Origin of the sequence: Nocardiopsis sp. NRRL B-16309 (assembly GCF_001279585.1) — a bacterium.
In the GTDB taxonomy this organism is placed as follows: Bacteria; Actinomycetota; Actinomycetes; order Streptosporangiales; family Streptosporangiaceae; genus Nocardiopsis.
Window position 1 is genome coordinate 211,539 of the sequence record NZ_LGEC01000016.1, and the last position, 26,733, is coordinate 238,271.

Here is a 26,733-nt window from a genome sequence, read left to right on the forward strand (position 1 = left end):
CCCTCCCCGTCCGCCACCCACCCAGAGCCGTTCACCTGAAGGCGAGCACCCGATGAGTCAGCAGTACGTCGCCGCGATCGACCAGGGAACCACGTCGAGCCGCTGCATCCTCTTCGACCGTGACGGGCGCATCGTCTCGGTCGACCAACGCGAGCACCGCCAGATCTTCCCCCAGCCGGGCTGGGTGGAGCACGACGCCATGGAGATCTGGGCCAACGTCGAGGTCGTGGTCAAGAACGCCCTCCAGAAGAGCGACATCACGCCGGACCAGGTGGCCGCCATCGGCATCACCAACCAGCGCGAGACCACCGTCGTGTGGGACCGCGAGACCGGCGAGCCCGTCCACAACGCCATCGTCTGGCAGGACACCCGCACCGGCGACCTCGCCCGCGAGCTCGGCGGCGAGCAGGGCCAGGACCGCTTCCGCGAGACCTGCGGCCTGCCGCTGGCGACCTACTTCTCCGGTCCCAAGCTCCGCTGGCTCCTGGACAACGTCGAGGGCCTGCGCGAGCGCGCCGAGCGCGGCGAGGTGCTCTTCGGCACCATGGACACCTGGATCATCTGGAAGCTGACCGGCCGCCACGTCACCGACGTGACCAACGCCAGCCGCACCATGCTGATGAACCTGCACACCCTGGAGTGGGACACGGGCGTCCTGGAGGCCATGGACATCCCCGCGGCCGTCCTGCCCGAGATCCGCTCCTCCTCCGAGGTCTACGGCCAGGCCCGCGGCTACCTCGCGGGCACCCCCGTCGCCTCGTCGCTGGGCGACCAGCACGCCGCCCTGTTCGGCCAGACCTGCTTCGACCCAGGCGACGTCAAGGGAACCTACGGCACCGGCACCTTCCTGGTGATGAACACCGGCACCGAGCCCGTGACCTCCGAGAACGGCCTGCTCACCACCCTGGGCTACAAGCTGGGCGACGAGCCCGCCGTGTACGCCCTGGAGGGCTCCATCGCGGTCACCGGCTCGCTCGTGCAGTGGCTGCGCGACAACCTCGGCCTGATCGCGAGCGCGCCGGAGATCGAGACGCTGGCCCGCACGGTGGAGGACAACGGCGGCTGCTACATCGTCCCGGCCTTCTCCGGCCTGTTCGCGCCGCACTGGGACAGCGACGCGCGCGGCGTCATCGCCGGTCTGACGGGCTACGTCAACAAGGGCCACATCGCGCGCGCCGTCCTGGAGGCCTCGGCCTGGCAGACCCGCGAGGTCGTCGACGCGATGAACGCCGACTCCCAGATCGACCTGACCTCCCTGAAGGTGGACGGCGGCATGACCGCCGACAACCTCCTCATGCAGATCCTGTCCGACGTCCTCGACGCCGAGGTCGTGCGCCCGATGGTCGCCGAGACCACCTGCCTGGGCGCCGCCTACGCCGCCGGTCTGGCCGTGGGCTACTGGCCCGACGTGGAGACCCTGCGCGCCAACTGGCACAAGGCCGCCGAGTGGACGCCGAAGATGGACGCCGACGTCCGCGCCCGCGAGTACCACAACTGGAAGAAGGCCGTCCGCCGGACCCTGGACTGGGTCGAGCGCGACGAAGAGAAGTAACCGGGGAGTCTTCCCCTCCACATCAACCGCGGCCCAGGGGTGCTGGGCGTGTTCCGTGGATGCTGCCCGCGCAGGCGGGCGAGTATCCGCGGGACACGCCCAAGGTGCCACCTGGAACCCCTGGGCGCGGTCCCGGGGCACGACGCGTGCCCCCTTCCATCCCCATCATGTGACGGGTGGGTCCGGTTATGCCCGTGTCCGGCAGTCCCTCGCCGGCACGGCCGGTCCTCCCGTGACCCGGCTGCCCCAGAAGGGGCGGAGGTCCCCATGGTCTACCTGGCAGAGTTCGTCGGTACGGCGATCCTGATCCTGCTCGGCGGCGGTGTCGTCGCCGGCGTCGTCCTGGCCAAGTCCAAGGCGGAGAACGCCGGCTGGATCGTCATCACGTTCGGCTGGGGTATGGCGGTCGCGATGGCCGTCTACGTCGTCGGCACCACCAGCGGCGCCCACATCAACCCCGCCGTCACCATCAGCCTCGCCAGTATCGGCGAGTTCGACTGGGCCCTGGTGCCCGGCTACATCGCGGCCCAGGTCGCCGGCGCCTTCACCGGCGCGGTCCTGGTCTACCTGGCCTACTTCGCGCACTGGAAGCACACCGACGACGCCGACGCCAAGCTCGCCGTCTTCAGCACCGCGCCCGCCGTGCGCAATCCCGTCGCCAACGTCGCCACCGAGGTCATCGGCACCGCCATGCTGGTCCTGGGCATCCTGGGCATCAACGCGAACTCCGAGTACGTCTCCAACGGCGACGTGGACCTGTCCAGCCTGTTCGCCACCGGTCTCGCCCCGCTGCTGGTCGGTCTGCTGGTGCTGGGCATCGGCCTCTCCCTCGGCGGCCCGACCGGGTACGCGATCAACCCGGCCCGCGACCTGGGCCCGCGCATCGCGCACGCGCTGCTGCCCATCCCGGGCAAGGGCTCCTCGGACTGGGGCTACGCCTGGATCCCGGTCGTCGCCCCGATCGTCGGCGGTGTCATCGGCGCCTGGATCTGGCGGCTCACCGGTTTCGGCGCCTGATCCCGGCAGCGGTCCCACGCGAGGGGCCCACGGGGTTGCGCGCGAGGCCGCCAGACACGGCGAGGGGCGTCCGGCACTGTGCCGGGCGCCCCTCGCCGTGTCCGACCGCGGAGCGGGCGCACGCACCCCCCGAACCAAGTTCGACAATGCCGCACAACGTGAGCAGACAGTAGCCACTCAGGCAACGACAACCACATGGGGTAACGAAAACCTCGAACTCGGATTCGATCTTCGGAACTTCCACCACCAGAGATGCGGCCGATCTTCACTGTCGTTCGGCATTGTCGTATTATGCAGTGGACATGCCCCTGAAACGTGGAGCCCCTTCAGGTGACCGCGCGGATCCCCGCCATCCCTCCCGATCGGTTGGAGCACCAGCCATGACAGTCAGAGCCCACCAGAACGACATCACCTCCTCGCGCGCGCACACGCGCGAGGAGCTCACGCGAGGCACCTTCGACCTCCTCGTGATCGGCGGCGGCATCCTCGGCACCTCCGTCGCCTGGACCGCCACCCAGGCCGGCCTGCGCGTGGCCATGGTCGACTCCGGGGACTTCGCCGGGGCGACGTCGAGCGCCTCCTCCAAGCTGGTCCACGGCGGCCTGCGCTACCTCCAGACGGGCAACGTGCGCCTGGTCGCGGAGAACCACAAGGAGCGCCGCTCCCTCGCCTCCGACGTGGCGCCCCACCTGGTCAACCCGATGCCGTTCCTGGTCCCCATCTACAAGGACGGCCCCCACGGCGCCGCCAAGATGGGCGCGGGGGTGTTCCTGTACTCGGCGCTGTCGGCGTTCGGCGACGGCATGGGCCGCCTGCTCTCCCCCGCCCAGGCCCACCGCCTGGCCCCGGGCCTGCGCACCGACGGACTGAAGTCGGTGGCGGCCTACAGCGACCACCAGATGAACGACAGCCGCATGGCCGTGATGAGCGTACGTGCCGCGGTGGACGCCGGCGCGGTCGTCCTCAACCACGCCGAGGTCGTGGGGCTGCGCAGCACGCGCGGCCGGATCACCGGCGCCGACCTGCGCGACCGCGTCGGCGGGCAGGAGTTCGGGATCGACGCGCGCCTGGTCCTCAACGCGACCGGCCCCTGGGTCGACCGCCTGCGCCGCCTGGAGGACCCGGACGCCGCGCCCAGCGTCCGCCTGTCCAAGGGCGCCCACCTGGTCCTCAAGACGCCGGAGCCGTGGCGCGCCGCGCTGACGATCCCCGTCGACAAGTACCGCGTCTCCTTCGCCATCCCGTGGGAGGGCCGCCTGCTCCTGGGCACCACGGACGAGGAGTTCACCGGCGACCCCGCCGACGTCGGCGTCGTGCAGTCCGACATCGACCAGATCCTGGGCGAGGCCGCGCTGGGCATCGACGCGCCCTACCTCGACCCGGCCCACATCAGCTACTCGTTCGCGGGCCTGCGCGTGCTGCCCGGCGGCCCCGGAGCCAGCAGCACCGCCAAGCGGGAGACCGTGGTCACCCAGGGCCGCGGCGGCATGCTGTCCGTCGCGGGCGGCAAGTGGACCACCTACCGCCACATCGGCCGAACCGTCCTGGAGGAGCTGCGCCGGGTCTCGGCCGTGCCGCTGGCCGAGGACATGGCCGACCCGCTGCGCACCGTCCCGCTGCCCGGCCTGGCCAGTCCCGACGCGGTGGCCCAGCGCATCATCATCGACCGCGACCCGGGCGCGCGGATGGACCCGCTGGTCGCGCGGCACCTGGCCTCGCACTACGGGAACCTGGCCCTGGACATCGCGGCCCTGGTCCGCGAACAGCCGGAACTGGGCGAGCGCGTGCACCCCGACGGGCCCGACATCTGGGCCCAGGTGGTGTTCGCCCGCGACCACGAGTGGGCGGTGACCGCCGACGACGTCCTGCGCCGCCGCACCACAGTGACCGTGCGCGGCCTGGACACGCCCGAGGTGCGCCGGCGCACCGAGGAACTGCTCCAGGGCTGAGCGCCCCGCGGGCGCGGACCCCGTCCGCGCCCGCCCGGGCGAGCGGAAGGGTCCGCACACACGAGAGCGCCCCCGGAAGGAAGAACCTTCCGGGGGCGCCCTACGACGTGTCTACGTCTTAGATCGCGACGACGTTCTCGGCCTGCGGGCCGCGGGTGCCGGCGACGACGTCGAACTCCACGCGCTGGTTCTCCTCCAGGTTACGGAAGCCCGTGCCCTGGATCGCGCTGTAGTGAACGAAGGCGTCGGGGCCACCGTCGTCGGGGGAGATGAAGCCGAAGCCCTTCTCGCCGTTGAACCACTTCACAGTTCCCTGAGCCATGTTTTCTCCTTCAGCTCGGTGTACACGGACGCATACTCACACGCCCGATAATTGCCGCGAGCCGATCCATGAGAAACCGCCCGCCGGTCACAAACTCCGCGGGCAAGACACCAACTGCGAAATTCAACGACTAACAATCACTACTGAACTTATCACAGACGAGCGCGTTGGCGAGGGCTCTGAGTGTGGCAACACGCACCACGTCCTGAGGAATACGGTCGGTCCGCGCGGGAAACCCCTGTGACGCCTGGGATCGACACCCGCTCGCCACCCTCCGCTCACGCGGAAGCCGCCCGCGTGTCGTCCACGGGCGGCGGAACGGGCGGCGCGGAGAGGGTCCAGTCCTCCGTCGGGGGGCGAACCAGGAGGTCGTGGACCCTCCCTCTCCGGGCCGGGCACGGTGCGGCGCGACGGGCCTCAGCCCTGGTCGATCCCGACGAAGTGGCCTTCCTCGGCTTCGAGCAGGGGGGCGGAGTCGTCGTCCTCCGCGACCGTCGGCAGCGTCACGTCCTCCGGCGGATTGGCCGCCAGCTCCGCGTCGACCTCCGCCCACGTGCGGTGCAGCTGCGGCACGCAGGACAGCAGGTGGCGGCTGTAGGGGTGCAGCGGGTTGTCGAACACCCGCAGCGTGGGACCCATCTCCGCGATGGCGCCCTTGCGCAGGATCACCGACGTGTCGCTGACGTAGTTGCCCAGCGACAGGTCGTGGGTGACGAACAGGATGCCGAGTCCGCGCTCCTTGAGATCGCCGAGCAGGTTGAGCACGTCGATCCGGGTGGAGGCGTCCAGCATGCTGATGATCTCGTCGGCGACCAGCAGCTTGATGTCCAGCAGCAGCGCCCGAGCGATCAGCAGGCGCTGGAGCTGGCCGCCGCTGAGCTGGTGCGGGTACTTGTTGAGGACGTTCTCCGGGTCCAGGCGCACGGTGCCCACCGCCGCCAGGACCTTGTCCCTCCAGTCCGCGTCCGAGACACCGGGGAAGTAGGAGCTGCGGATCATCTCGAAGACCCGGTCGGCCTTGAAGATGGGGTTGAAGCAGCTGAACGGGTCCTGGAAGACCCCCTGCACCTTCCGGTAGTACTCCTTGCGGGCGGCGAACCCCTTGATCGTGGTGATGTCGGTGCCTTCGACGGTGATCCGGCCCGACGTCGGCCTGAACAGGCCGAGGACCATCTTGCCGATGGTGCTCTTGCCGCTGCCGCTCTCACCGATGAGCGAGACGACCTCCCCCGGCTTCACCGTCAGGCTGACGTCGCGCACGGCGCGCAGCCGCCCGCCGCCGAACGCTCCCACGCGGTACACCTTGTGCACGCGGTCGAGTTCCAGCATGGTCTGCCTCACCCCGTCTTCCAGCAAGCGGCCCAGTGGCCGGGTTCGATCTCGAGCAGCGGCGGCTGTTCGTTGCACTTGGAGAAGGCCATCGGGCAGCGGTCCTTGAACCGGCAGCCCGTCGGCGGGTGGAGCAGTCCGGGCGGCGTGCCGGGAATGCCCTCCAGGCGGGTCTCCTCCGCCGTCGAGCCGACCTCGGGCAGCGCCGAGATCAGCATCTGGGTGTAGGGGTGCTGCGGGTTGTTGATGATCGTGCTCGTGGAGGCCTTCTCCGCGATGCGGCCCGCGTACATCACCATGATCGTGTCGGCCATCTGGTACACGAGCGAGATGTCGTGGGTCACGAACACCATGCTCTTGACGTAGCCGCGGTCGCGGAACTCCACCATCGACTCGGCCACGGAGCGCTGGGTGGACACGTCCAGGGCCGAGGTGGCCTCGTCGGCGATCAGCAGCGACGGGTTGAGCAGGGTGGACATCACCATGACCACGCGCTGCTTCATCCCGCCCGACAGCTCGATCGGGAACCGGTTGAGCACGTCGGTGTCCAGGCCGACCAGCTCCAGCCGGCGCTCCAGCTCTTCGGCGATGTCGGCCGGACGGAGCCCGCGCGCGCGGAGCAGCTCGTTGATCATCCGCCCGATCTTGCGCGTCGGGTTGAGCGCGCTCATCGCGTACTGCGGGATCAGGGAGATCTCGTGGTAGCGGAAGGGCACCATCGCGTCGTCGTCGGCGATGGGCAGGTCCTTGCCGTCGAGCTCGATGGAGCCGCCGACGTGGCGCATCCGCGAGTCCAGCCGGATCAGGCTCTTGCCCAGGGTGGACTTGCCGCAGCCCGACTCCCCGGCCAGGCCCATGATCTCGCCGTCGGCGAGGTCGAAGGTGACTCCGTCGAGGGCGTGGACGTCCCCGCGCAGGGTCTGGTAGTAGACCTTCAGGTCCTTGACGCGCAGGGTCATCACAGCTCCCGCAGCTTGGGGTTGAACACTTCGTCCAGACCCACGTTGAGGATGTACAGAGAACCGACGAGCGTGGTGATGCCGAGGCCGGGCGGGATGAACCACCACCACATCTGCAGCTGCAGCGCGCTCCAGGCCACCGCGCTCTCCAGCATCAGTCCGAGCGAGACGCCGTTGGTGGGGCCGAGGCCGATGAAGTCCAGGCCGGCGGCGATGAGGATCGCGCTGCCGAAGAGCAGGATGAAGGTCATCACCAGGTAGGAGCTCATGTTCGGAGCGACCTCGGTGGTGATGATCCGCCACGTGCGGCGTCCGCTCAGCCGGGCGAGGTCGACGAAGTCGCGGGTCGCCAGGGAGAGCGTCTGGGAGCGCACGGCGCGCGCGGCCCACGGCCACGACGTCAGTCCGATGAACAGGCCCTGGACGAACACTCCGCGCGCGTCGAGGTAGGCCACGGCCACGATCAGGACGACCATGGCGGGCAGCACCAGGACCACGTTGGTGATCATGTTGAGGACCTCGTCGATGATCCCGCCCTTGTACCCGGCCACGAAGCCGATGGCGGTGCCGATGACGAACGCGACGCCGCCGCCGAACACGCCGATCAGGAACGTGGAGCGCAGGCCGTAGACGAACTGGGCCCAGATGTCCTGGCCGAAGCTCGTCGTGCCCAGCCAGTACTCGCCGTTGGGCGGCTCGCTCTGCGGCCCGACGTAGGCGTTGGGGTCGTCACCGACGAAGAAGGGGCCGATGAGCCCGATGAACAGGAGGGTGAGGACGATGCCCGACCCGATGAGGAGCTTGGGGTTGCGCCGTGCGAAGTGCAGGGTCTCGGAGAACCTGCGCTCCGCGGCCGGTTCGGGGGCAGGCGCCTTGTCGGCGCCCGTGGCGCCCGCGACGTCGGTCATGCCGCTCCTCCCGTCATCTGGACCCTGGTACGCGGGTCGACCAGAACGTAGACGATGTCGATGATGAAGTTGGCGATCAGGACTCCCACGACCACGAACAGGAAGATGCCCTGGAGCAGGAAGAAGTCGCGGTTGGTGAGGGAGTCGAGGATCAGGGAACCCAGACCCGGGTAGTTGAAGACGATCTCGGTGAGCAGGGCTCCGGCGATGATCGTGCCCAGCTGGACGGCCAGACCGGTGATCTGCGGCAGCATCGCGTTGCGGAACGCGTAGCGGCGGATGAGCTTGCGCGGGGCGCCCAGGGCCTGGAGGTAGTTGGAGTAGTCCGCCTCCAACTCGTAGATGATCATGTTGCGCATGCCGATCGCCCAGCCGCCGAGGGCCACGACGAACATGGACAGGAACGGCAGGAACCAGTGCATGACCAGGTCCCAGACGAACTCCCCCGAGAACGCGGGGCGCAGTGAGTAGCTGTAGCCGCCGGAGACGGGGAACCAGCCGAGCACGACGCCCATGGCCCAGGCGAACAGCAGTGCCAGCCACATGTACGGCGTCGCGGTGAGGACGTAGCCGACCGGCAGGATGGTGTTGTCCAGGATCTTGCTGCGGGCGGCGAAGGCGCCGAAGCGGTTGCCGACGATCCAGCTGAGGATGATCGCGGGCAGCAGGACCGCGAGGGTGTAGGGGACCGAGCGCAGGATGATGTCGATCACCGGCTCGGGGTACAGCATGATGCTGATCCCCAGGTCACCGCGGAACAGCCCGGCCCAGAAGCTCAGGTACTGCTGCCACAGCGGGGTGTCGAGTCCGAAGACCTCGTTGTAGTAGGAGTTCATGCGTTCGAGGGCCTCGGGGTCACTGATCGAGGCTCGGGAGAGCATGCTCCGGACCGGGTCCCCCGGCATGAACCGGGGGATCATCCAGTTGATCGTGACCGCGACGACGAACGTCAGCAGGTAGACGGCCAGCTTGCGGCCGATGTAGCGCCACACACTTTCCTCCAGGGTGATGGCGGCGGACGGTCGAGGGCCCCGTTGCCCTGGGACCGGGATCGGTGGGGCTCGGGGCACGGTGGGTTCCTCGGCGCGGCCGGCCTGCTCGCGAGCAGGCCGCGGCGGCGGCTCCTCGTGCGGAATCCCGCGCGCCCCTCGCGGGGCGGGCGCCGGGCTTGGGGGCGGCGCCCGCCCCGCCGGGACACGGCCCCGGCCGGACCGGACCGGTGACGTCCGCACTGGCTCGTCACGGGGATCGCGGTCCGGCCGGGGCTGGGAGCGGCCGGGGCGGGAGGTGGGAGCTCCTGACGCCCCGGCCTCGGAGTGGCTACTCGCCGGCCGGTTCGAGCTCGGCGAGCATCTGCACGGCGCTGAGCTCCAGCCAGCCGTTCCAGAGCGCGGCCGGGTAGTCCGGCGTGTCGTCGGCCTCGGAGGGCCAGTTCGTCCAGTTGTTGGTGCTGTGCTGCGCCCAGAGGCCGTTGTACCAGAGCGGGATGGCCGGCAGCTCGGTCAGCTGGACCTCCTGGATCTGCGAGCTGAGCTCGACCTGGCCCTCGATGTCGTCGACCGGCAGGGCGGCGAACTCCTCGACCAGTTCCCAGACCTCCTCGTTCTCGTACCGACCGAAGTTGACGGTGGTCTGCTGCTCCTGGACGGGCTGCTGGAACAGGTAGTCGTAGTAGGTCCAGGGCGTGTTGCTCTGCTGGCGCTCGTTGTTGATGAGCATGTCGAAGTCACCGGAGTTGCGGCTGTCCACGAGCAGGTCGAACTCGGGGAAGTCGGCGGTGACGTTGATGCCGACGGCCTGGGCGTGCTCGGCGATCAGGCGGGCCGACTCCATCCAGTCGGTCCAGCCGGAGGGCACCTGCAGGGTCAGCTCGATGGGCTCGCCGTCGGGCGTCTCGACGAAGCCGTCCCCGTCCTCGTCGAGGTAGCCGTTGGCCTCCAGGATCGCGACGGCCTCGTCCTGGTCGAAGGTGAAGCCCTCCTCGGAGACCAGCTCGTGGTCGATGAACTCGTCCCAGGCGGGGAGCAGGCCGGTGGGGCTGGCGCCCTCGACCAGGTTGGAGTACGGGCCCTCGATGATCGCCTGCATGTCGATCGAGTGGGCCAGCGCCTGGCGGAAGTTCACGTCGTTCATCGGCTCGCGGTCGTGGTTGACGACCAGCCAGGCGGTGTTGGCGCTCTGCATGTACGGAGGACCGTCGTAGAAGCTGGTGAGCGTCTCGTCGCCCTCCAGCACCTGGTCGATGCCCGGGAGGAAGTTGTTCGACAGGTCGACTTCACCCTGGGTCAGCATGTTCATCGTCACCTCGTTGGAGGCGTTGACGATGTCGACGATGTAGCGGGCGTCCATGTCCATGTCGAGGGCCTCGATCGCCCACCAGTCGTCGTTGCGCTCCCAGACCATGCGGTCGTCGGCGTGCGACTCGTAGACGTAGGGACCGGTGGCGACCGGGTTCTCGTTCGGGTTCTCGATGACGTCGGTCTCCGACATCTCGGACCAGATGTGGGAGGGGACGATGGGGTTGGTGTACGCCCAGTTCATCCACTCCTGCGGGCGCGACTCCGAGAAGGTGACCGCCACGGTCAGGTCGTCGGTGGCCTCGACGGACTCGACGTAGTCCCACAGGTTGCTGTAGGGCGAGCCCTCCATCTGCCCGAGTTCGAGCGTGGTCACCACGTCCTCGGCGACCAGGGGCTCACCGTCGGTCCAGGTGATGCCCTCGCGGAGGGTGATCTCGTGGACGTTGTCGGCGGTCCACTCGTCGCTCTCGGCGAGCCAGTGGACGTACTCGCCCTCGGCCGAGTCGAAGAGGAACAGCGGCTCGTAGGCCAGACCGATGGTGCCGACCGCGTACTGGCCCTTCATCATGGGGTTCCAGCTCGTGGGTGGACCCCAGGCCGTGCCCGTGGTGTACAGCGTCTCCTCTCGGGGGTAGGACCCCGAGCCGGTGTCTTCTTCTCCGCCGCCACTCGAGCAGGCAGTGGCCGCGATGGCCAGTGCCGCGAGTGCCGCCGGAAGCCGCAGCGATCTCATCTCGACTCCTCCTTCGACCCGGACGGCCCGTGGGGGGATCCCCTAGAGCTGGGAGCGCTCCCAGACGATGCCGGGATGGGCCGTTTGCTGAACCGGGTAAGTGACGTTAACAACAACATGCGCGGACGAATGCCGTCAATCCCCGACACTTCGCTGTTATGGCCTTGTAACAGCGGCGACGGGTGGTGGTCATGCTCTCCGGGGGCCCGTGCTGGCCCTCGGGTGCAGCTCTCCGCGGGGTGCCTCGCGTGGTCCCAGGGGTTCGGCGGCCACCGCCAGGGCCAGCATCCGGGCCACCTCGCCGCCACAGAAGGGCACGTCCCGGGAGACCGCGGTCAGCGACGGGCGGACCAGCTGGCACAGCACCGAGTCCTCCCAGGCCACGATGGACAGCCGCGAGGGCACGTCCACCCCCATCTCCCGGGCCACGCCCAGGCCGGCCACCGCCATCAGATCGTTGTCGTAGACGAGTGCGGTAGGACGATCGGACCTGGCCAGGAGCTTGCGCGTGGTGCGCGTCCCGGCCTCGCCGGTGTAGTCGGCCTCGATCGAGAACGCCTGGTGCAGCCCGGCCTCGGCCGCCGCGTGCCCGAAGGCCTCCGAGCGCACCCGCGAGTGCACGAGGCCGCCCGGGCCGCAGACGTGTGCGATACGCTCGTGTCCGAGAGCCGCCAGATAGTGCACCACCTCGCGCATCGAGGCGGCGTCGTCGCTGTACAGGCACGGAAGCGTTCCGGCGCCGTCGGGCCCGCCGAGCACCACCGCGGGCAGCGCCAGGTCCTCCACCAGGGCGACCCGCGCGTCGTCGACGCGCAGGTCCACCAGGATGACCCCGTCCACCCGGCGTTCGGCCGCCCACCGGCGGTAGACCGCCAACTCGGCATCGGCGTCCTCGGTGACCTGCAACAACAGGTCCATACCGGTGACGGCCAGCTCGGCCTCGATACCCGAGACCAGCTGCATGAAGAACGGTTCGACGCCCAGCGAGTGGGCCGGACGGTCGACCACCAGGCCCAGGGCGCCGACCCGGCCGCCCGGCGAGAGGGCCCGCGCGGTGCTGCTGGGCGCCCATCCGAGATCGTGCGCGATCGCCAGGATCCGGGCGCGGGTCGCCTTGGAGACCCCCGGCCGATCGTTGAGCGCGTACGACACCGCCCCCTTGGACACCCCCGCCGCCTTGGCGATGTCCATGATGGTCGGACGCCGCATTAATGCCCCCACTTCGCCTCCTTTGCTGAACCGGTTAAGCAGACGGCATGGGATTGTAACGCACACGATGCGCGCCGCCTCGGGCGCGAGTGGGGGCCGCGACCGGTCAGCGGCCGCCCTGGCATCCGGGGCACCAGTACAGCGTGCGTCCGGCCAGCTCACGCGCGGCCACGGGCGACGCGCACACCCGGCAGGGCTCGCCGGTCCGGTAGCACACGTAGAGCGTGTCGGGCCGGGGCACCGGACGGGCGCCCGGATCGGGCCGGTGCTCGGGCCGGGTGGTGATGATGTAGCCGTCGCGCACACCGTCGCGCAGCAGTCCGGCCAGGTCGGTCCACAGCCGTTCCCACTGGTCACGGGTCAGGTCCCGTCCCGGGGTGAGCGGGTCCAGCCCAGCGCGGAAGAGCGACTCCGCGCGGTAGATGTTGCCGATGCCCGCGACCACGTCCTGCCGCATCAGCAGCGCCGCGATGGTCGTCCGCGACCGGCTGACCATCCGCCAGGCGCGCTCGGGATCGGCGTCCGCGCGCAGCGGGTCGGGCCCCAGGCGGTCCTGCACGGCCGCCTTCTCGTCCCCCGTGATCACCTCGCAGACCGAGGCGCCCCGCAGGTCGGCCCAGCCCGCGGCGTTGACGAACCGGACCCGCACCGCGCCGACCGGTGCCGGGGGCACCACGAAGCCCTCCGCGTCGCGTTCCAGGTCCAGGCGCCCGGCCCCCTCGGCCCTGGGCGCGCCCAGGTGGCGCTCGCCGTCGGCGTCGCCGAAGGTCCACGCCCCGTACAGCCCGAGGTGCACCCGCACCCACTCCCCCGAGTCGAACCCCAGGAACAGGTGCTTGCCGTGCGCCTCGCTCTCGGCGAGCACCCGGCCGTCCACGCGCGCGGCCCCTGCGGCGAAGCGCCCCTGCGGGCTCGACGCACGCACGGTGCCGCCGCCGAAGGCCTTGTCGAAGTGCGCCGCCAAGCGGTGCAGCGTGTGCCCCTCAGGCAACTCCGGCCCCTTTCCGACCCGGTCCGGGCCGGCCCCCGGAAGGGGACGGTCCTCGCACTCCGAACCTTCGCACCGGTCAGACTAGCCGTGCCCGGACAGCGCGGCTAACGCGCCGACAGGATCTCCCTGACCAGGGTCTCCGGGTCGGCCAGGCAGCGCCAGGCGGGGACGACCACGACGGGGTCCCCGGTGGTGCGGTTGAGGGCCTCGCCCCGCGCGACCAGGTGGCGCAGGCCCCGGCCGTGGGACTCGCGGTCGAGCAGCAGCAGGAGCCGCCGGGCGCCGAAGTGCACGACCAGGTCCACGGTCCACCCCTGGATCGTCTGCCGGGTGAGCACGCTGGTCCCGGCCCCGCGCAGCCGATCGACGAGGGTGGCGCGCGCCGGGTCGGATCCGATGGCGCCGGTGTCGGCCGCGGAGGCCAGCAGGTCGCCGAGCGGGCCGTCCTCGCCCGACCAGTACGTGCGGTCGCCGACCACGACCAGCCGCCGGGTGCGGGTGAACACGGTGGACCACAGGTGGCTCATCCGACGGACCCGGCGTTCGGCGATGGCGGGCGAGCCCTTGGCCAGCATGGGCGACAGGACGGTCAGGTCCACAGTGTCGCCGTCGCGGCCCAGCAGGTCGGCGCCGCCCACCCGGACGTCGTGCCGGAGCACCCGCTTGGCCAGCAGCCGCCGGATCAGCGCCACCTGCGGCTGGGTGGGCGCCACGACCGCCATGGTCGTCCCGGGCGGCACCTCGGCGTCCAGTTCGTCCACCACGACCAGCACCCGGTAGGCCTCGTCCCGGTTGATGTAGGAGGCGCCCGGCGCGGCCTCGCAGGTCCCGGCCACATCGCGCCAGTCGACGACGCCCCGCCCGGTCATGTCGGGAGCGGTGCGTACCGCGACGCGGCCGCCGTAGCAGCGCTGGGAGGCGATCTCGGCCAGCTCGGGCGACGCTCCGTGGTGCTCGTCCAGCCACAGCAGCGGCGGGGCCGCCTTGTAGGCCGCCCGCAGCGCCGAACCGGACCCGTGCCGCAGGCCCCGGGCCTCCAACTGGTCGGCGGTGGTCCCGGCCGCCGCCAGGGCGCGCCGCTCCTCGTCCGGCTCCAGCGTGCTCGTCGGGCCGGGATGGGCGGGGTCGCCGATCACGACCGCGCGCGTGGCCCGGTACAGGACCGGCAGGAGTTCGGCGACGCGGGTGCGCTCGGCGCCCGCCACGATCACGAGGTCGAACAGTCCGGCCGTCGGCGGCAGGGCGCGGGCCTGGTCGGTGCGGCACACCCAGGCGGGCAGGGTGTCGAGCAGGGCGGGCAGGCCCGGCCATCCGCTGCCGTGGTGCCAGTTCAGCGTCTCCAGGCGGTTCTCGACGGCGGCCCGGCCCCGGCGCAGCCGGGGCTCGGTCACCGCGCGCAGACAGGCCGCCCCGGCCCGCTGGTGGCGCTCCCCGGCGTCGGCGAGTTCCGCGGTGAGGCGGCCCAGCGGCGGGCAGCCGGTGCGGCGGTCGACGGCCTCGCGCCACTCGCTCTCCATCCGGGCGACCGCGCACAGCCGGACCAGGCTGTCGGGGTCGGTGGGCACGCCCAGTTCGCGGCGGATGGCGGTGCGGTGCTGCAGTCCGGTCAGCCCGCCGGACCTGGCCCGTTCGGCGCGGTGGAGCCAGTACTCGGGACCGCCGTGCTCGGGGGTGAAGAGCCGGTCGGGGTCCCAGCCCTGGGAGATGCTGTGGACGCGCTCGACCGCCAGCCGCGCCAGGGCGTGGCCGCCGGAGGCCAGGGTGTCCATGGTCCGCCACACCTCCTGGACCCGGTTCCAGGCCTCGGACAGCTCGCGCCAGTGCCGGGCGGCGTCCTCGGCGCCGGGCGGGGTGCGGGCTCCCTCGGCGGGCGGGCCCGCGTGCTCGGCCAGGATCCGGTCGAGCAGCCGGATCTCGGCGGCGCGCTGACCTGGGCCGCCGATCCGGACGACGGGGTGCGCGGGCGCGGACTCGGCCGCGCGCAGGACGTCCCGGACGTCGTCCTCGGCGGCGGCGCAGACCAGCACGCGCAGGCCGTGGCCGACGGCCGTGCGCACCAGGGCGTCCAGCAGGTCGGTCAGGCCGCTGCCGGGCGGGGCCGCGGCCACCGTGAGCCGGTCGCGCATGGCCGACCGCACGACCTCGTACTGGGACTGGGTGAGCGCCGTCGCGGAGATGGGGGGCGTGTCCCCGTCGCCGCCCGCCGCGCCGGTGTCCCGGGCCCCGCCGCCGAGCAGGGACGCCAGTGCGGTCCCTGCGACCTCGTCGGGGTTGAGCCCGTCGCGGTCGGCGGGGTCGAGGTCGGCCAGAATCCCCTCCACGCCGCCCGGTTCGGGGTCGTCGGTGTCGAACTGGCCGCCCGGCCCCGCCCGGAAGACCACGGCGACGTTGTGCGCGCCGGGGTCCATGACCCGGGGCAGCCCCCGGGTGCCGAGCGGGTCGATGTCGTCCACCCGCTCGATCTCCAGCCGGCTGAGCAGGGTCCGCACCTTGGCGGCGAGTTCGGCGACGGCCGCGGGCCGCCGGGCGGTGTCGGGGGCGCCGGTGCGCAGCCGGGTCCGCAGCTCGAACAGGTCCTCGGGATCGGTGATGCCGAGCCGTTCCAGCAGCGCGCAGTTGACGTCGGGCGGCCCCACCGGCCGGACCAGCGGCCCCTGTGCGCCGGTCGGGTCGTAGGCCCCCGTGGCCGCCTCCAGGTCGTCGACCACCCGCACGTCCACGGTGAGCAGCGGCAGGGCCGCCCGGTCCGCGCCCTCGCCGACGACCACCAGCGGGTAGCCGTAGCGCAGCGCCTGCCCCCGGCGCAGCGACAGGCGCAGGACCCGTGCCGACTCCGGATGCAGCGGCAGGGTCTCGCGCGCCCCGCTGAACAGCAGTTCGGGCCCGGTCGGCAGGCACGCGCAGGTGTCGGAGTCCACGTGCTCGGCCCGCACCCCGTGGGTGTGCACGGCCTCCCGGCTCAGGCAGGCGCGCAGGTAGGAGAGCAGGGACCGGACCTCGGAGCGGTCGATCGGCGGCTTCCACCGCAGCGACGCCTGGCCCACGCCCGAACGGGCGACCTGGGTGACGGGTCGGATGCCGACCGCCCCGACCACCGTGCCTCCGGGGCCCGGGCCTCCCGTCTCGTGCTCGTCGTCCCGTAGTGACCTCACAACACACAACCCCCGGCCTTGCGCGCGAACCGCGTGACCGCGCGACTACACCCCGCTAGCAACGTCCATTGTCGCGGACGGGCCGGTGCGAGATCCCTGGAATGCCGGAATACGTCCCGACTTTCACCCTGCGTGACATCGGTCAGCCGCGCACGCGCAGCGCGATCCAGAGTTCGGCCCGGTAGTCGGGGTCGTCCAGGTCGCCCGGCAGCAGGTCGCGGATGCGCCGCATCCGGTAACGCAGGGTGTGGCGGTGGACCCCCAGGGCGTCGGCCGCGGTGTCCCAGCGGCCCGAGGCGGCGAGGTAGGCGCGCAGGGAGGCGAGCAGTTCGGCGGAGGTGCGCTGCCCGGTCAGCGGCGCGAGGAGGTCGTCGGCCATCCGCGCGCCCGCCGGGGTGTCCACGAGCCCGAGCAGCCCGCCCGGCAGGTCCCCCGCCCGCACCAGCCCGCCGTCGCCCTCCTCGGCCGCGGCCAGGGCGCGCTCGGCCTGGGACAGGGCGGGGGCCAGGTCGCCGTACCCCGCCGCCTCGCTCACCCCGGCCGGCCCCTCCAGGGCCTCCGCCAGCGCCTCGTCCGGAGTGTCGGCGGGAGCCAGGAGCAGTCCCCGGCCGTCGTGCTCGGTGGCGAGCACGCCCTCGGCCGGGCCGGAGTCGCCGAGGCCCGCGGCCACCGCCACCACGACGGGTTCGGGCGGGAGCAGTCGGCGCAGGTCCGCCGCGCCGGGGGCCCGGGGGTCCAGTGCCCCGGTGACCAGCGCCGCCAGGACGCCCTCGCCCCACGCGGCGCCCCGGCCCGGCGCGGTGCGCTCCAGTTCCAGGGAGAGCAGGGACACGGCCGCGTTGACCAGGGTGCGGTCGTCGGAGCCGAGCCGGCGCTCGGTCCCGACCGCGAGGAAGCCCCGCACGCGGCGCCCGGCGGACAGGGGCTGCGCGGAGAGGTGCAGGCCGTCCGCGGTCAGTGACACGCTGGCGCGGGGTCCGGCACCGCGCAGGCGGGACAGTTCCGCCGCCACGACGGCGGAGGACTCGGCCGCCCGCGCGGGCGCGGCGTGGCGGACGCCGCCGTCGGAGGCCAGCAGCAGCACCCGGCCGTCGAGTTCGCGCGCCAGGCGCTCCACGACCGCCGCCGCCCCCGACAGCGCGGCGCGGGTCAGCGCCCGTTGCGCGGTGAAGGCCCGGGTCAGGCCCTCGTACTCCTCCTTGGCCAGGAGCCGGGAGACCTCCTTGCCGACCGCGATGAACGGGGTCTCGCGGGCCACCTCGATCAGGGCGAGACCGAACTCGGCCGCCGCGGCGCGCAGCGGTTCTGGGGTGCGCTCCAGCACCACGCCGGCTCCGAAGCCGAGTCCGGCCACGCGGCGCTCGGCGAGGCGGCGGACGTACTCGCGCGGGTCCGGGGCGGCGTCGGCCCAGCGCACGCCGGTGGTGAGGACGAGTTCGCCGCCCGCCAGGTAGGGCGTGGGGTCGGTCAGCTCGCTGACGGCCACCCACTCCACCCTCTGGTCCAGCCGTTCGTGGCCGGTCAGCAGGGACAGCCGCAGGTTGGGCGTGCGCAGCAGGGCGCCCAGGGTCGGGGGCATCGGGGCCTCCCCTCCACGTGTTCGACCGCCCGGACCCCGCCGCATTGGCACAGGGCCCTGGATCGATTATCCACTGTGTCCATGTGTGTCGGCGACCGCCGACCTTAGGGTCACTCTCTGAGACCGCCCGGCCCGTGGGGCCGGGTCGGGCGCCGCCAGGATTCCGGCGGGTCCGGAGGCGGGTTCGCAGGAAGAGCCCGCGCCGCAGGCATCCGCCGAACGTGGTGGCGGGCGGGGGCGCGGGAGAGCGCAGCGAATAAGCAAGCACAGAGGAGGCAGCCGCATGGCCACGACCGAGGTCGTCCAGTCCCGTCGGATCGTCACGGAGATCCCCGGCCCGAAGAGCCGCGCGATCCAGGAGCGGCGCGCGTCCGCCGTCGCCCAGGGCGTGGGCAGCGTCCTGCCGGTCTACGTCGAGCGCGCCGGCGGCGGGATCGTCGAGGACGTCGACGGCAACGCCCTCATCGACTTCGGCTCCGGCATCGCGGTGACCAACGTCGGCAACGCCGACCCCCGCGTGGTGGAGCGGGCCGCCGAGCAGATGGGCCGCTTCACGCACACCTGCTTCATGGTCAACCCCTACGAGGCCTACGTGGACGTGTGCGAGGCCCTGAACCGGGTCACGCCGGGCGACCACGAGAAGCGGTCGATCCTGCTCAACTCGGGCGCCGAGGCGGTGGAGAACGCGGTCAAGATCGCCCGCAGCGCCACCGGGCGCCAGGCCGTCGTCGTCTTCGACCACGCCTACCACGGCCGCACCAACCTCACCATGGGCCTGACCGCGAAGAACATGCCCTACAAGCAGGGCTTCGGCCCGTTCGCCGGTGAGATCTACCGGGTGCCCATGGCCTACCCGTACCGCTGGGCGACCGGCCCGGAGAACTGCGGCCCGGAGGCCGCGGCCCAGGCGATCGACCAGATCACCAAGCAGATCGGCCCCGAGAACGTCGCCGCCGTGGTGGTCGAGCCGATCCAGGGCGAGGGCGGCTTCATCGAGCCCGGCGCCGGGTTCCTGCCCGCCGTCGTCGACTTCTGCCGGGCCAACGGCATCGTGTTCGTCGCCGACGAGGTGCAGACCGGCTTCGCGCGCACCGGCGACATGTTCGCCTGCGACCACGAGGGCATCGTCCCGGACCTGATCACCACGGCCAAGGGCATCGCCGGCGGCCTGCCGCTGGCCGCGGTGACCGGCCGCGCCGAGCTCATGGACGCCGTGCACGGCGGCGGCCTCGGCGGCACCTACGGCGGCAACCCGGCGGCCTGCGCGGCCGCCCTGGCCGCGCTGGAGGCCATCGAGTCCGACGGCCTGGTCGGCCGCGCGCGGGAGATCGGCGACCTGATGCTGGGCCGCCTGCGCGAGCTCGCCGCCAAGTACGACGTCATCGGCGACGTGCGCGGGCGCGGCGCGATGGTCGCGATCGAGCTGGTCCGGGGCGAGGACAAAGCGCCGAACCCCGAGGCGCTGGCGAAGATCCTGTCCTACTGCCACGCGCAGGGGCTCGTGCTGCTCAGCGCGGGCACCTACGGCAACGTCGTGCGCATGCTGCCGCCGCTGGTGATCGGCGACGAGCTCCTGCACGAGGGCCTGGACATCCTGGCCGAGGCGTTCGCCGGGCTTTCCTAGGGCGTGCTCCGTGGACGCTCTCGGTTGGCTCGGCGCTTGCGCCGATCGCCGCGAGCCCGGAATGATCCGCGGAACACGGCCGAGGGTCTCCGCGCTCTCCTCGCTTCGGCCCGTGCTCGGGCCGGCCCCTCGCGAGACCCCCTTGGCGGACATCGCCCGGTCACGGCGGCGCGTGCCCTGGTTCTGGTAGACCCCGCGCCCAGTGACCCCGCCGAGGTCCCGGCTCCGCCCGCGTCCCCTGTCCGGGACGCGGGCGGAGCCGCGTGGGCGTGTCTCCTCACGTCCACACCAGCAGACCGGCCAGCAGCACCACGAGCGCGCCCGTGTAGGCGGCCGGGATCCGGAGCGCGGCCGCGACCAGGGATCCGCGGTCCCGCTGGGCCCACACGTGGACGGCCACGGCGAGCGCCGACTGCACGGCCAGCACCGCGGCGGCGGCCAGACCGAGCGGGTGCAGCCACACCCCCGCGACCAGGCCCGCGGCGCACACCACCTCCACCAGTCCCGCCGTGCGCAGGACGCCCGCGCCGACCGGCAGGTAGGCGACCCGGTCCAGCAGCGCCCGGGAACCGAGTGCCTTCGCTGCGCCGGTCGCGCCGAAGGCGATGGCCAGCACCACCGACAGGACCGTCACGGCCAGGGGCATGGCCGCACCTCCTCTCGCTCCGCGCCGCCCGCGGCGGCGGTCCGGTTCACAGGAACAGCGACGCGTTCTTGGCCAGGATCACGCTGTCGGCCAGATAGACGGTGCGCTCGGCCAGCAACAGCCCCTCGGGCCCCCGCCTCAGCACGTCGGCCCGGAAACCCGTGAAGTGGTCGGTGTCGTCGGCGAGCCGGTTGCGGTAGGCGTTCACGACGCTGCGGACCGCGAAGACGTCCTCGCCCCGATCGGGCGGTCGAGTGGCCTGGACGTTGGTCACCGCGCGCACGACCCTCGGCGGCGGGTTGTCCGACCAGGCGACCGTCTGCTGCACGCGCGCGGTGCGCAGGCGCAGGGTGGCCAGGTCCTCGTCGTAGTGGCCCAGGTCGCCGGGGCCGCCCGCCTCCCTCGTCAGGTCGCGGTGCAGCCGGTTGCCCCGGGAGGGCATCCGGTAGGCGACCTCCTCGGCGAGCAGGTCCAGCCAGTCGGAGTAGCGCGCCTCGTCCAGGAGTTGGGCCTCGAAGTACAGGAACTGCTCGATCTCGTGCTGCTCGGCGGGGTCCACGGGTCGTGGCCGTTCCACGGGACCGGCTTCGGGCGGCCGGGGCCGGAAGGACTGTGTGGAGATCGTGGTGGTCGGGGTGGCTGTCATGGCGGCTCTTCACTTCCTCATCGGTGGGTCAGCGCCCGCTCGGGGCGGGCATGGGGGCGGGCGCGGTCTGGGGCAGCGTCGGAGCGGGGCCTTCCATGAGTTCGAGCCACCGGCGGTAGAAGGCCCGCGCGCCGACGTCGTTGAGGATGTGGCCGACCTCGCCGGTGAACCCGGGGACGGCCGGGTCTCCCGTGGTCGTCGAGCCCAGCCCCATCTGGTAGTTGAGCGCGGTCCGGCCGGTGACGTGGCCGCCGCCGACCGCCTGGATCTCGGACCAGTTCTCGCTGTCGTCGGTCTCGACGATGCCGGTGCTGGAGAAGGTGAGGGTGGCCATCCGCATCGCCTGCCGGCGCTGTTCGGGCGACCAGCTCGCGTCGACCAGCACCCAGGACCAGATCTCCATGTCGTCCACCGAGCGGGGGTGCCACACGCGCAGGACGCGGTCTCCGAGCATCGAGAAGTTGGGGAAGACGGTGCCGTGGATGAGCGCCTGGTGCCCGGGCTCCGCCGAGTCGGGATCGCGCCCGAAGGTGAAGGCCGCGTAGTTGGGGTCTTCGGGCAGGATGATCGTCCAGCCGTGGCCGTAGCGGCTGCCCAGTTCGCGGCCCTCGGTGGGCATGTTGACGCCGAGCAGGGACGTCGCGGACAGGTGCGCGGTCTGCGGGTGGTAGGTGTCGTTGGCGAACTGCTCGGCGGCGAGCTTCCAGTTGCCCTGGAGGCGCCACTTGATCGGGCCGACGAGCTCGGGCTCGTCGAGTCCGTCCGTGGCCCAGTCCAGGACGCCCCGGTAGCCGTCGAGGTACTCGGCCAGCGGGGGCGCGTCCTCGTCCCAGCAGCCGAAGACGAATCCGCGGTAGGACTCGACCCGGGTGACCGGGACCAGGCCCCAGCGGTCCAGGGGCAGGCGTCCCTCGTAGCCGTCGTCGTGGTTGGGCACCTCGACCAGCGCGCCCGTGCCGTCGTAGGACCAACCGTGGTAGGAGCAGGTGAACCGGGTGGCCGACCCGGAGTCGGCCCGGCACACGCGCATCCCGCGGTGGCGGCAGACGTTGAGGAAGGCACGGATCCGGCCGTCCCTGCTCCTGGTCACGATGACGTGGTCCTGACCCATGACGGCGGTGGTGAAGTCGCCGGGGCGGCTTAGCCGGGACTCGTGGCCCAGGAACAGCCAGCTGCGGGTGAAGACGGTGGCCAGCTCCGTGCGCAGGAGGGGCCCGGACTCGAAGACCTCGCGGTTCAGCGTTCCGAGGTCGAGGTCGATGAGGTCCCGTGCGGCGGCCGACGGGCCCTCGGGAGGTGCGGTGGTCATGTTCGCTCCGATCGTCGTGGTGTGTTCGGTCCGGTCGATGGCGGGTCAGCCGGCGCCTTCCGGCCCGGTGGCGTCGAGGAGGACGCCCACCGTGTCGCCGCGCACCTCGACCCGGTAGGCGGTGGCGGGCTCGGTCGCGGGCCCGGACAGGGCCTGGCCGGTGCGCAGGGAGAACACGGCCAGGTGGGCTGGGCACTCGACGGTGCCGTCCTCGACCCAGCCCTCGCAGAGCGAGGCCTGGCCGTGCGTGCAGGTGTCGCTGAGGGCGCGCGGCCCCTCAGGGGTGTCGAAGACGGCGATCGCCCCGCGCGGCCCTGACACCACCAGGGCTCCCTCGGCGGCCAGGTCGGCTCTGGACCCGGCGGGCAGCCAGGTCGGCTCGCGGTCGGTCATCGGTCTCACTCCTCCGGTCCGGGGCGGGGGGCGATGCCGTGGACGACGAGTGCGGCGAGGCCGAGAACGTGCTGTTCGGCCAGACGGTCCCACTGCTCGTCGTCGTCGCGGCGGTGTTCGAGGAAGAAGAACGACAGGGACGAGGTCACGGCCGAGGCCGCGGCCGCCGCGGGGGCGTCGGGCCCGGCGGCACGGGTGAGCCACTGGGCCAGTTCCGCGCGGAACTCCTCGACCACCTGCCAGAACAGGCCGTTCAGCTCGCCGTCGAGCTGGCCCTCGGCGGCCAGGACCGCCATGAGGTCCGCGCGTTCACGCAGGTGGGCCAGCAGGGCCGTGCCGAAGGCGCGCACGCCCTCACCGGGCGACGCGGGGTCGCAGGCGCGCAGCGTGCCGGTGACGGCGGCGCGGTCCAGCTCCGGGGAGTCGGCGATGTCGCGGAGCAGCTCCACCTTGTTCTTGAAGTAGTGGAAGAGCAGCCCCTCGGCCACCCCGGCCTCCTTCGCGATGAGCTTGGTGGTCGTCGCCGCGAACCCGTACCTCGCGAAGAGCTGTAGCGCGACCTCGCGGATGTGGCGGCGCCGCTCCTCGGCCGCCTGCTGTCGGCTCGTCGCCATCGGTGCCTCCTGTGGGTCGGAATATTCGTTGAGCAATCACTCATTGAGTATTTGCTCATTGAGCGTATGCTCAACGAAGACTCCGGTCAAGGGGACGCGCCGACGGGGCGCGTCGGCCGGAGGAACGAGGAGGTTCACGATGCGGACCACAGGCGATGTCGTGGTGGTCGGCGGCGGAATGGCCGCGGGCCACCTGGTGGCGTCGATGCACCGGAGGGGCCTGGCCCACCGGCTGACGGTGCTCGGAGCCGAGCCCCACCCGCCGTACGAGCGCCCGCCGCTGACCAAGGACGAACTCACCGGCGCGGCGGGCACGGAACCGGTCGGCACGGAGGCGGACCTGGCACGGCGGCTGTCGATGTACTCGCCCGCGTGGCTGGCCGAACAGGGCGTGGCGGTCCGCGTCGGCGCACGGGTCATCGGCATCGACCGCACCCGGCGCACGGTGGCCGTGGACGGCGGCGAGGCGGTCTCCTACCGGCACCTGGTGCTGGCGACCGGCTCACGCCCGGTGGTCCCCCCGCCGTGGGCGGAGCGGCCGGGCCTCGTGCACACCGTCCACACGGCCGCTGACGGAGCGCGGCTGCGACCCCTGCTGCGCGAGGGGGTCCGGCTGGTCGTGGTGGGCGGCGGCTTCGTCGGGCTGGAGGTCGCCGCGGCCGCACGAGGGCGCGGCTGCCCGACCGCGGTGGTCGAGGCCGGCCCCCGCGTCCTGGGCCGCGTGTGCACCCCGGTGACGTCGGCGGCGGTCGCCCGCCTGCACGAGGAGCACGGGGTGCGCGTCATCACCGGCACCAGGTGCGTGGACGTGGCACCAGGGGAAGGGGGAGCCCCCCGGGTGGTTCGCCTGGCCGACGGCACCGCGCTGGCGGCGGATCTGGTGGTCGTCGGGCTGGGGGTCCGCCCCGAGACCGGACTCGCGTCGGCCGCGGGCCTGGAACAGGACTCCGGGACGGGCGGGATCGCCGTGGACGACGCGCTCCGCACGACGCGCGACCCGCTGGTCAGCGCGGTCGGCGACGTGGCCGCTTTCCCCCGCGCCGGGTACGGCGGGCGACTGCGCCTGGAGTCGGTCGGCCACGCCTCCGCCTCGGCCGAGCACGTCGCGGCCCGTCTGGCGGGCGAGGACCCGGGCCCCTACGCCGGGCAGGGCTGGGTGCCCGTGTTCTGGTCCGACCAGTACCACCACACGCTGCGGATCGCCGGGCTCTCGACGGGCTACGACACGACCGACGTCGGCGGAGCTCCCGGCGAGGGCCCGTTCACCGTGCGCTGCCTGGCCGGGGGCGGCCTGCTGGCGGTGGAGAGCCTGGACCGCCCGCGCGACCACTCGGCCGCGCGGCGCGAACTGCGGGCCGCACCCGTGCCCTGAGCCGGTCCGTGGTCTCGAACCCTCGCTTCGCCTCGTACCCCGTGGCGCGGGAGCCGTTCCGGACGGCACCTGGGGCAGGTGTTTGGCCGCGGCCCGGGCCCGTTCCACCGTCCCGGACCGGGCTCATCCCACCGTCCCGGACCGGGCTCATTCCACCGCCCCGGGGCGGGAGGCGCCCACCCTCCCGCTCCGGGGCGGTCCCACCGCCGCCACCGGCTCCGCCGTCGCGCGGACGTCCGGCACCGGCACGCGTGGCGCGCGGCGCCGGGTGCTGCCCAGCAGCACCCCGCCCACGACCAGGGCGCCGCCGATCAGCTCGCCGGGGCTGACGGTCTCGCGCAGGACCACCCAGGCCGCGGTCATCCCGACGACCGGGACCAGCATCGAGAACGGCGCCACCACGCCCGCCGGGTGGCGGGCCATCAGCCAGGTCCACACACCGGACCCGAACACGGTGCCGACCACCACGGTGTAGGCCAGACCGGCCACGGCGGCGAGCGCGCCGGGTTCGTCGAACGAGGTCAGGGACGTGCCGATCCGCGCGGGCCCCTCGACGGCGAGGGCCAGGGCGAGCATCGGCAGCGGCGGGACGACCGACATCCACAGGGTCAGGCGCAGCGGATCGGCCGGCTTGGCCAGCCGGTTGCAGGTGTTGCCGATCGCCCATCCGAACGCGCCCGCCAGGGTCAGCAGGAACGGGACGACCGTGGCGTTCTCCGCGCGCTGCCAGCCCACCAGGGTCATCCCGCACACGGCGACCACGATGCCGACCAGCTGCCGACCGCTGACGCGTTCGCGCAGGAACGTCGCACCGAGCAGCACGGTGAACGGCGCGGAGGACTGCAGGACCAGGGAGGCCAGGCCCGCGGGCATCCCGGCGGCCATGCCCCAGTACAGGAACAGGAACTGCAGGGTGCCGAAACCGAGCCCGTAGCCCACCAGCCAGCGCGCGGGCACCTTCGGCCACGGGACGAACAGCACCGTGGGGACGGCGATCAGCGCGAAGCGCAGGGCCACCAGGAAGAACGGGGGGAAGTGCGCGAGCGAGGCGTCGATGGCGATGAAGTTGAGGCCCCACATGAGGGCGACGGACAGGGCGAGCAATCGGTGACGGATCGGCATGTGTCCAAGATCAGCAGCCTTTTTCCTTAAGCACAATCAATAGTTTCGACAACTACTCTGTAGGCTGCCTACATGGACGTTCGACATCTGGAGTTGTTGCGCGAACTCGCCGAGCGCGGCAGCGTCACCGCCGTGGCGCAGGCCACCTACCGGACCCCTTCCGCGGTCTCGCAACAGCTCAAGACCGCCCAGCGGGAGTTCGGGGCGGAACTGGTGGAGCCGTTCGGCCGGGGCCTGCGGCTGACCGAGGCGGGCCGCGTCCTCGCCGAGGGCGGCGCCACCGTCGCGACCGCCGTCGAACAGGCGCGGGCGCGCTGGGACGCGTTCCGCGGCGAACCGGCCGGCACGGTCGCCGTCGCCGCCCTGCCGAGCGCGGCGACGTTCCTCCTCCCCGACGTCCTGCGCGAACTCGCCGACACCGCCATCACGCTGCGCTGCGCCGACGTCGACCTCGCCGAGGCCGCGTTCGCCGACCTGGCCGCCGACCACGACATCGTCGTCGCGCACAGCCTCACGAGTGTCCGGCCCGCCGGCGCCGAGGGGCTGACCGTCGTACCGCTGGCGCGCGAACCCCTGGACATCGCGATGGCCGCGGACCACCCGCTCGCCGACCGCGCCTCGGTCAGCCCCGGGGACCTGGTGGACTGCGAGTGGATCGGGGTGCCCGAGGGCTACCCCTTCGACACGGTCCTGCGGATGATCGCGCAGGTGACCGGCCGGGAGCTGCGGGTCGTCCAGCGCCTGGTGGACAACCGGCTGATCGAGGCGCTGGTGGCGTCGGGCGACCAGGTCGCCGTCCTGCCGCGCTTCACGACGCCGGCCACGGTGCCGGCCGGCGGGGGCATGGTGCTGCGCGAACTCACCGGCCTGCCGTCCGCGCGGCACGTCTCCGCCGTCCTGCGCCCGGACAAGGCCGAGCGGCTGGCCGTCCAACGGGTCCTGCGCTCCTTCGAGCGGGTGGGCGCGGAGGTGGAGCACCGCTTCCAGGGCCCGGCGTGAGAGCCCGG

22 protein-coding genes are annotated in these 26,733 nt (G+C 72.3%); 6 read left to right on the forward strand and 16 right to left on the reverse strand.

What is annotated here, in order from left to right; all coding sequences use genetic code 11:
- Positions 1 to 52: 52 nt before the first annotated feature.
- The 3 genes from glpK (at position 53) to ADL05_RS03965 (ending at position 4,518) form a co-directional block, all read left to right on the forward strand.
- Positions 53 to 1,552, forward strand: a complete 1,500-nt coding sequence (glpK, locus tag ADL05_RS03955; protein WP_053615472.1) for a glycerol kinase GlpK — start codon at positions 53 to 55, stop codon at positions 1,550 to 1,552.
- Positions 1,553 to 1,819: 267 nt separating this feature from the next.
- Positions 1,820 to 2,569, forward strand: coding sequence for an MIP/aquaporin family protein (locus ADL05_RS03960; RefSeq protein ID WP_053615473.1), 750 nt, complete (start codon positions 1,820 to 1,822; stop codon positions 2,567 to 2,569).
- Positions 2,570 to 2,949: 380 nt separating this feature from the next.
- On the forward strand, positions 2,950 to 4,518 hold the full coding sequence (locus ADL05_RS03965) for a glycerol-3-phosphate dehydrogenase/oxidase (RefSeq protein WP_053615474.1): 1,569 nt from the start codon (positions 2,950 to 2,952) through the stop codon (positions 4,516 to 4,518).
- Between the two features lie 118 nt (positions 4,519 to 4,636).
- Here the strand turns inward: ADL05_RS03965 and ADL05_RS03970 are convergent, their stop codons facing one another.
- From ADL05_RS03970 to ADL05_RS04015, 10 genes are all read right to left on the reverse strand, one after another.
- Positions 4,637 to 4,840, reverse strand: coding sequence for a cold-shock protein (locus ADL05_RS03970; RefSeq protein WP_053615475.1), 204 nt, complete (start codon positions 4,838 to 4,840; stop codon positions 4,637 to 4,639).
- Between the two features lie 417 nt (positions 4,841 to 5,257).
- A complete protein-coding gene (locus ADL05_RS03975; RefSeq protein ID WP_053615613.1) occupies positions 5,258 to 6,169 on the reverse strand; it encodes an ABC transporter ATP-binding protein in 912 nt (303 codons plus the stop codon).
- An 8-nt stretch (positions 6,170 to 6,177) separates the two neighbouring features.
- A complete protein-coding gene (locus ADL05_RS03980; protein ID WP_053615476.1) occupies positions 6,178 to 7,128 on the reverse strand; it encodes an ABC transporter ATP-binding protein in 951 nt (316 codons plus the stop codon).
- The gene (locus tag ADL05_RS03985) at positions 7,128 to 8,036 is read right to left on the reverse strand and encodes an ABC transporter permease (protein ID WP_053615477.1); all 909 of its coding nucleotides are present in this window, start codon (positions 8,034 to 8,036) and stop codon (positions 7,128 to 7,130) included. The genes ADL05_RS03980 and ADL05_RS03985 overlap by 1 nt, the downstream gene beginning before the upstream one ends.
- Entirely contained in the window at positions 8,033 to 9,028 is a 996-nt protein-coding gene (locus tag ADL05_RS03990; RefSeq protein WP_053615478.1) for an ABC transporter permease, read from the reverse strand. The genes ADL05_RS03985 and ADL05_RS03990 overlap by 4 nt, the downstream gene beginning before the upstream one ends.
- A 328-nt stretch (positions 9,029 to 9,356) precedes the next feature.
- Entirely contained in the window at positions 9,357 to 11,069 is a 1,713-nt protein-coding gene (locus ADL05_RS03995) for an ABC transporter substrate-binding protein (RefSeq protein ID WP_053615479.1), read from the reverse strand.
- 189 nt (positions 11,070 to 11,258) lie between these two features.
- Positions 11,259 to 12,278 carry a LacI family DNA-binding transcriptional regulator gene (locus tag ADL05_RS04000; protein ID WP_053615480.1) on the reverse strand — a complete coding sequence of 340 codons (1,020 nt, stop codon included), beginning with the start codon at positions 12,276 to 12,278 and terminating at the stop codon, positions 11,259 to 11,261.
- Between the two features lie 106 nt (positions 12,279 to 12,384).
- Entirely contained in the window at positions 12,385 to 13,269 is an 885-nt protein-coding gene (locus tag ADL05_RS04005) for an Fpg/Nei family DNA glycosylase (RefSeq protein WP_053615481.1), read from the reverse strand.
- Between the two features lie 104 nt (positions 13,270 to 13,373).
- On the reverse strand, positions 13,374 to 16,421 hold the full coding sequence (locus ADL05_RS04010; protein ID WP_053615482.1) for a DEAD/DEAH box helicase: 3,048 nt from the start codon (positions 16,419 to 16,421) through the stop codon (positions 13,374 to 13,376).
- A gap of 142 nt (positions 16,422 to 16,563) precedes the next feature.
- On the reverse strand, positions 16,564 to 18,000 hold the full coding sequence (locus tag ADL05_RS04015; RefSeq protein ID WP_053615483.1) for a PucR family transcriptional regulator: 1,437 nt from the start codon (positions 17,998 to 18,000) through the stop codon (positions 16,564 to 16,566).
- Between the two features lie 283 nt (positions 18,001 to 18,283).
- On the opposite strand from ADL05_RS04015, the gene gabT reads away from it, so the two are divergent.
- The gene (gabT, locus tag ADL05_RS04020; protein WP_053615484.1) at positions 18,284 to 19,624 is read left to right on the forward strand and encodes a 4-aminobutyrate--2-oxoglutarate transaminase; all 1,341 of its coding nucleotides are present in this window, start codon (positions 18,284 to 18,286) and stop codon (positions 19,622 to 19,624) included.
- A 277-nt stretch (positions 19,625 to 19,901) separates the two neighbouring features.
- On the opposite strand, the gene ADL05_RS04025 is transcribed toward gabT, so the two are convergent.
- The 5 genes from ADL05_RS04025 to ADL05_RS30275 are packed head-to-tail and all read right to left on the reverse strand — an operon-like array spanning position 19,902 to position 23,232.
- Positions 19,902 to 20,270, reverse strand: coding sequence for a DoxX family protein (locus ADL05_RS04025; protein ID WP_053615485.1), 369 nt, complete (start codon positions 20,268 to 20,270; stop codon positions 19,902 to 19,904).
- A gap of 46 nt (positions 20,271 to 20,316) precedes the next feature.
- On the reverse strand, positions 20,317 to 20,916 hold the full coding sequence (locus ADL05_RS04030) for a 3-phenylpropionate/cinnamic acid dioxygenase subunit beta (RefSeq protein ID WP_053615486.1): 600 nt from the start codon (positions 20,914 to 20,916) through the stop codon (positions 20,317 to 20,319).
- A gap of 28 nt (positions 20,917 to 20,944) precedes the next feature.
- Positions 20,945 to 22,225, reverse strand: a complete 1,281-nt coding sequence (locus ADL05_RS04035) for an aromatic ring-hydroxylating dioxygenase subunit alpha (protein WP_053615487.1) — start codon at positions 22,223 to 22,225, stop codon at positions 20,945 to 20,947.
- A 45-nt stretch (positions 22,226 to 22,270) separates the two neighbouring features.
- Positions 22,271 to 22,618, reverse strand: a complete 348-nt coding sequence (locus ADL05_RS04040) for a non-heme iron oxygenase ferredoxin subunit (protein WP_053615488.1) — start codon at positions 22,616 to 22,618, stop codon at positions 22,271 to 22,273.
- A gap of 5 nt (positions 22,619 to 22,623) precedes the next feature.
- Positions 22,624 to 23,232, reverse strand: a complete 609-nt coding sequence (locus tag ADL05_RS30275) for a TetR/AcrR family transcriptional regulator (RefSeq protein ID WP_053615489.1) — start codon at positions 23,230 to 23,232, stop codon at positions 22,624 to 22,626.
- Between the two features lie 139 nt (positions 23,233 to 23,371).
- On the opposite strand from ADL05_RS30275, the gene ADL05_RS04050 reads away from it, so the two are divergent.
- Positions 23,372 to 24,604 (forward strand): NAD(P)/FAD-dependent oxidoreductase, encoded by a 1,233-nt coding sequence (locus tag ADL05_RS04050; protein WP_053615490.1) that lies wholly within the window; start codon positions 23,372 to 23,374, stop codon positions 24,602 to 24,604.
- 147 nt (positions 24,605 to 24,751) lie between these two features.
- Here ADL05_RS04050 and ADL05_RS04055 read toward each other — a convergent pair whose 3' ends face one another.
- Positions 24,752 to 25,726 (reverse strand): EamA family transporter, encoded by a 975-nt coding sequence (locus ADL05_RS04055; RefSeq protein ID WP_053615491.1) that lies wholly within the window; start codon positions 25,724 to 25,726, stop codon positions 24,752 to 24,754.
- A 72-nt stretch (positions 25,727 to 25,798) separates the two neighbouring features.
- Here ADL05_RS04055 and ADL05_RS04060 point away from each other — a divergent pair, with 72 nt between their 5' ends.
- Positions 25,799 to 26,725 carry a LysR family transcriptional regulator gene (locus tag ADL05_RS04060; RefSeq protein ID WP_053615492.1) on the forward strand — a complete coding sequence of 309 codons (927 nt, stop codon included), beginning with the start codon at positions 25,799 to 25,801 and terminating at the stop codon, positions 26,723 to 26,725.
- Positions 26,726 to 26,733 lie beyond the last annotated feature (8 nt).

Excerpts from the sequence above, each read along its gene's own strand:
- glpK (WP_053615472.1), top strand. The coding sequence starts at position 53 with ATGAGTCAGCAGTACGTCGCCGCGATCGACCAGGGAACCACGTCGAGC.
- ADL05_RS03960 (WP_053615473.1), top strand. The coding sequence starts at position 1,820 with ATGGTCTACCTGGCAGAGTTCGTCGGTACGGCGATCCTGATCCTGCTC.
- ADL05_RS03965 (WP_053615474.1), top strand. The coding sequence starts at position 2,950 with ATGACAGTCAGAGCCCACCAGAACGACATCACCTCCTCGCGCGCGCAC.
- ADL05_RS03970 (WP_053615475.1), bottom strand. The coding sequence starts at position 4,840 with ATGGCTCAGGGAACTGTGAAGTGGTTCAACGGCGAGAAGGGCTTCGGC.
- ADL05_RS03975 (WP_053615613.1), bottom strand. The coding sequence starts at position 6,169 with ATGCTGGAACTCGACCGCGTGCACAAGGTGTACCGCGTGGGAGCGTTC.
- ADL05_RS03980 (WP_053615476.1), bottom strand. The coding sequence starts at position 7,128 with ATGACCCTGCGCGTCAAGGACCTGAAGGTCTACTACCAGACCCTGCGC.
- ADL05_RS03985 (WP_053615477.1), bottom strand. The coding sequence starts at position 8,036 with ATGACCGACGTCGCGGGCGCCACGGGCGCCGACAAGGCGCCTGCCCCC.
- ADL05_RS03995 (WP_053615479.1), bottom strand. The coding sequence starts at position 11,069 with ATGAGATCGCTGCGGCTTCCGGCGGCACTCGCGGCACTGGCCATCGCG.
- ADL05_RS04000 (WP_053615480.1), bottom strand. The coding sequence starts at position 12,278 with ATGCGGCGTCCGACCATCATGGACATCGCCAAGGCGGCGGGGGTGTCC.
- ADL05_RS04015 (WP_053615483.1), bottom strand. The coding sequence starts at position 18,000 with ATGCCCCCGACCCTGGGCGCCCTGCTGCGCACGCCCAACCTGCGGCTG.
- gabT (WP_053615484.1), top strand. The coding sequence starts at position 18,284 with ATGGCCACGACCGAGGTCGTCCAGTCCCGTCGGATCGTCACGGAGATC.
- ADL05_RS04025 (WP_053615485.1), bottom strand. The coding sequence starts at position 20,270 with ATGCCCCTGGCCGTGACGGTCCTGTCGGTGGTGCTGGCCATCGCCTTC.
- ADL05_RS04030 (WP_053615486.1), bottom strand. The coding sequence starts at position 20,916 with ATGACAGCCACCCCGACCACCACGATCTCCACACAGTCCTTCCGGCCC.
- ADL05_RS04035 (WP_053615487.1), bottom strand. The coding sequence starts at position 22,225 with ATGACCACCGCACCTCCCGAGGGCCCGTCGGCCGCCGCACGGGACCTC.
- ADL05_RS04040 (WP_053615488.1), bottom strand. The coding sequence starts at position 22,618 with ATGACCGACCGCGAGCCGACCTGGCTGCCCGCCGGGTCCAGAGCCGAC.
- ADL05_RS30275 (WP_053615489.1), bottom strand. The coding sequence starts at position 23,232 with ATGGCGACGAGCCGACAGCAGGCGGCCGAGGAGCGGCGCCGCCACATC.
- ADL05_RS04050 (WP_053615490.1), top strand. The coding sequence starts at position 23,372 with ATGCGGACCACAGGCGATGTCGTGGTGGTCGGCGGCGGAATGGCCGCG.
- ADL05_RS04055 (WP_053615491.1), bottom strand. The coding sequence starts at position 25,726 with ATGCCGATCCGTCACCGATTGCTCGCCCTGTCCGTCGCCCTCATGTGG.
- ADL05_RS04060 (WP_053615492.1), top strand. The coding sequence starts at position 25,799 with ATGGACGTTCGACATCTGGAGTTGTTGCGCGAACTCGCCGAGCGCGGC.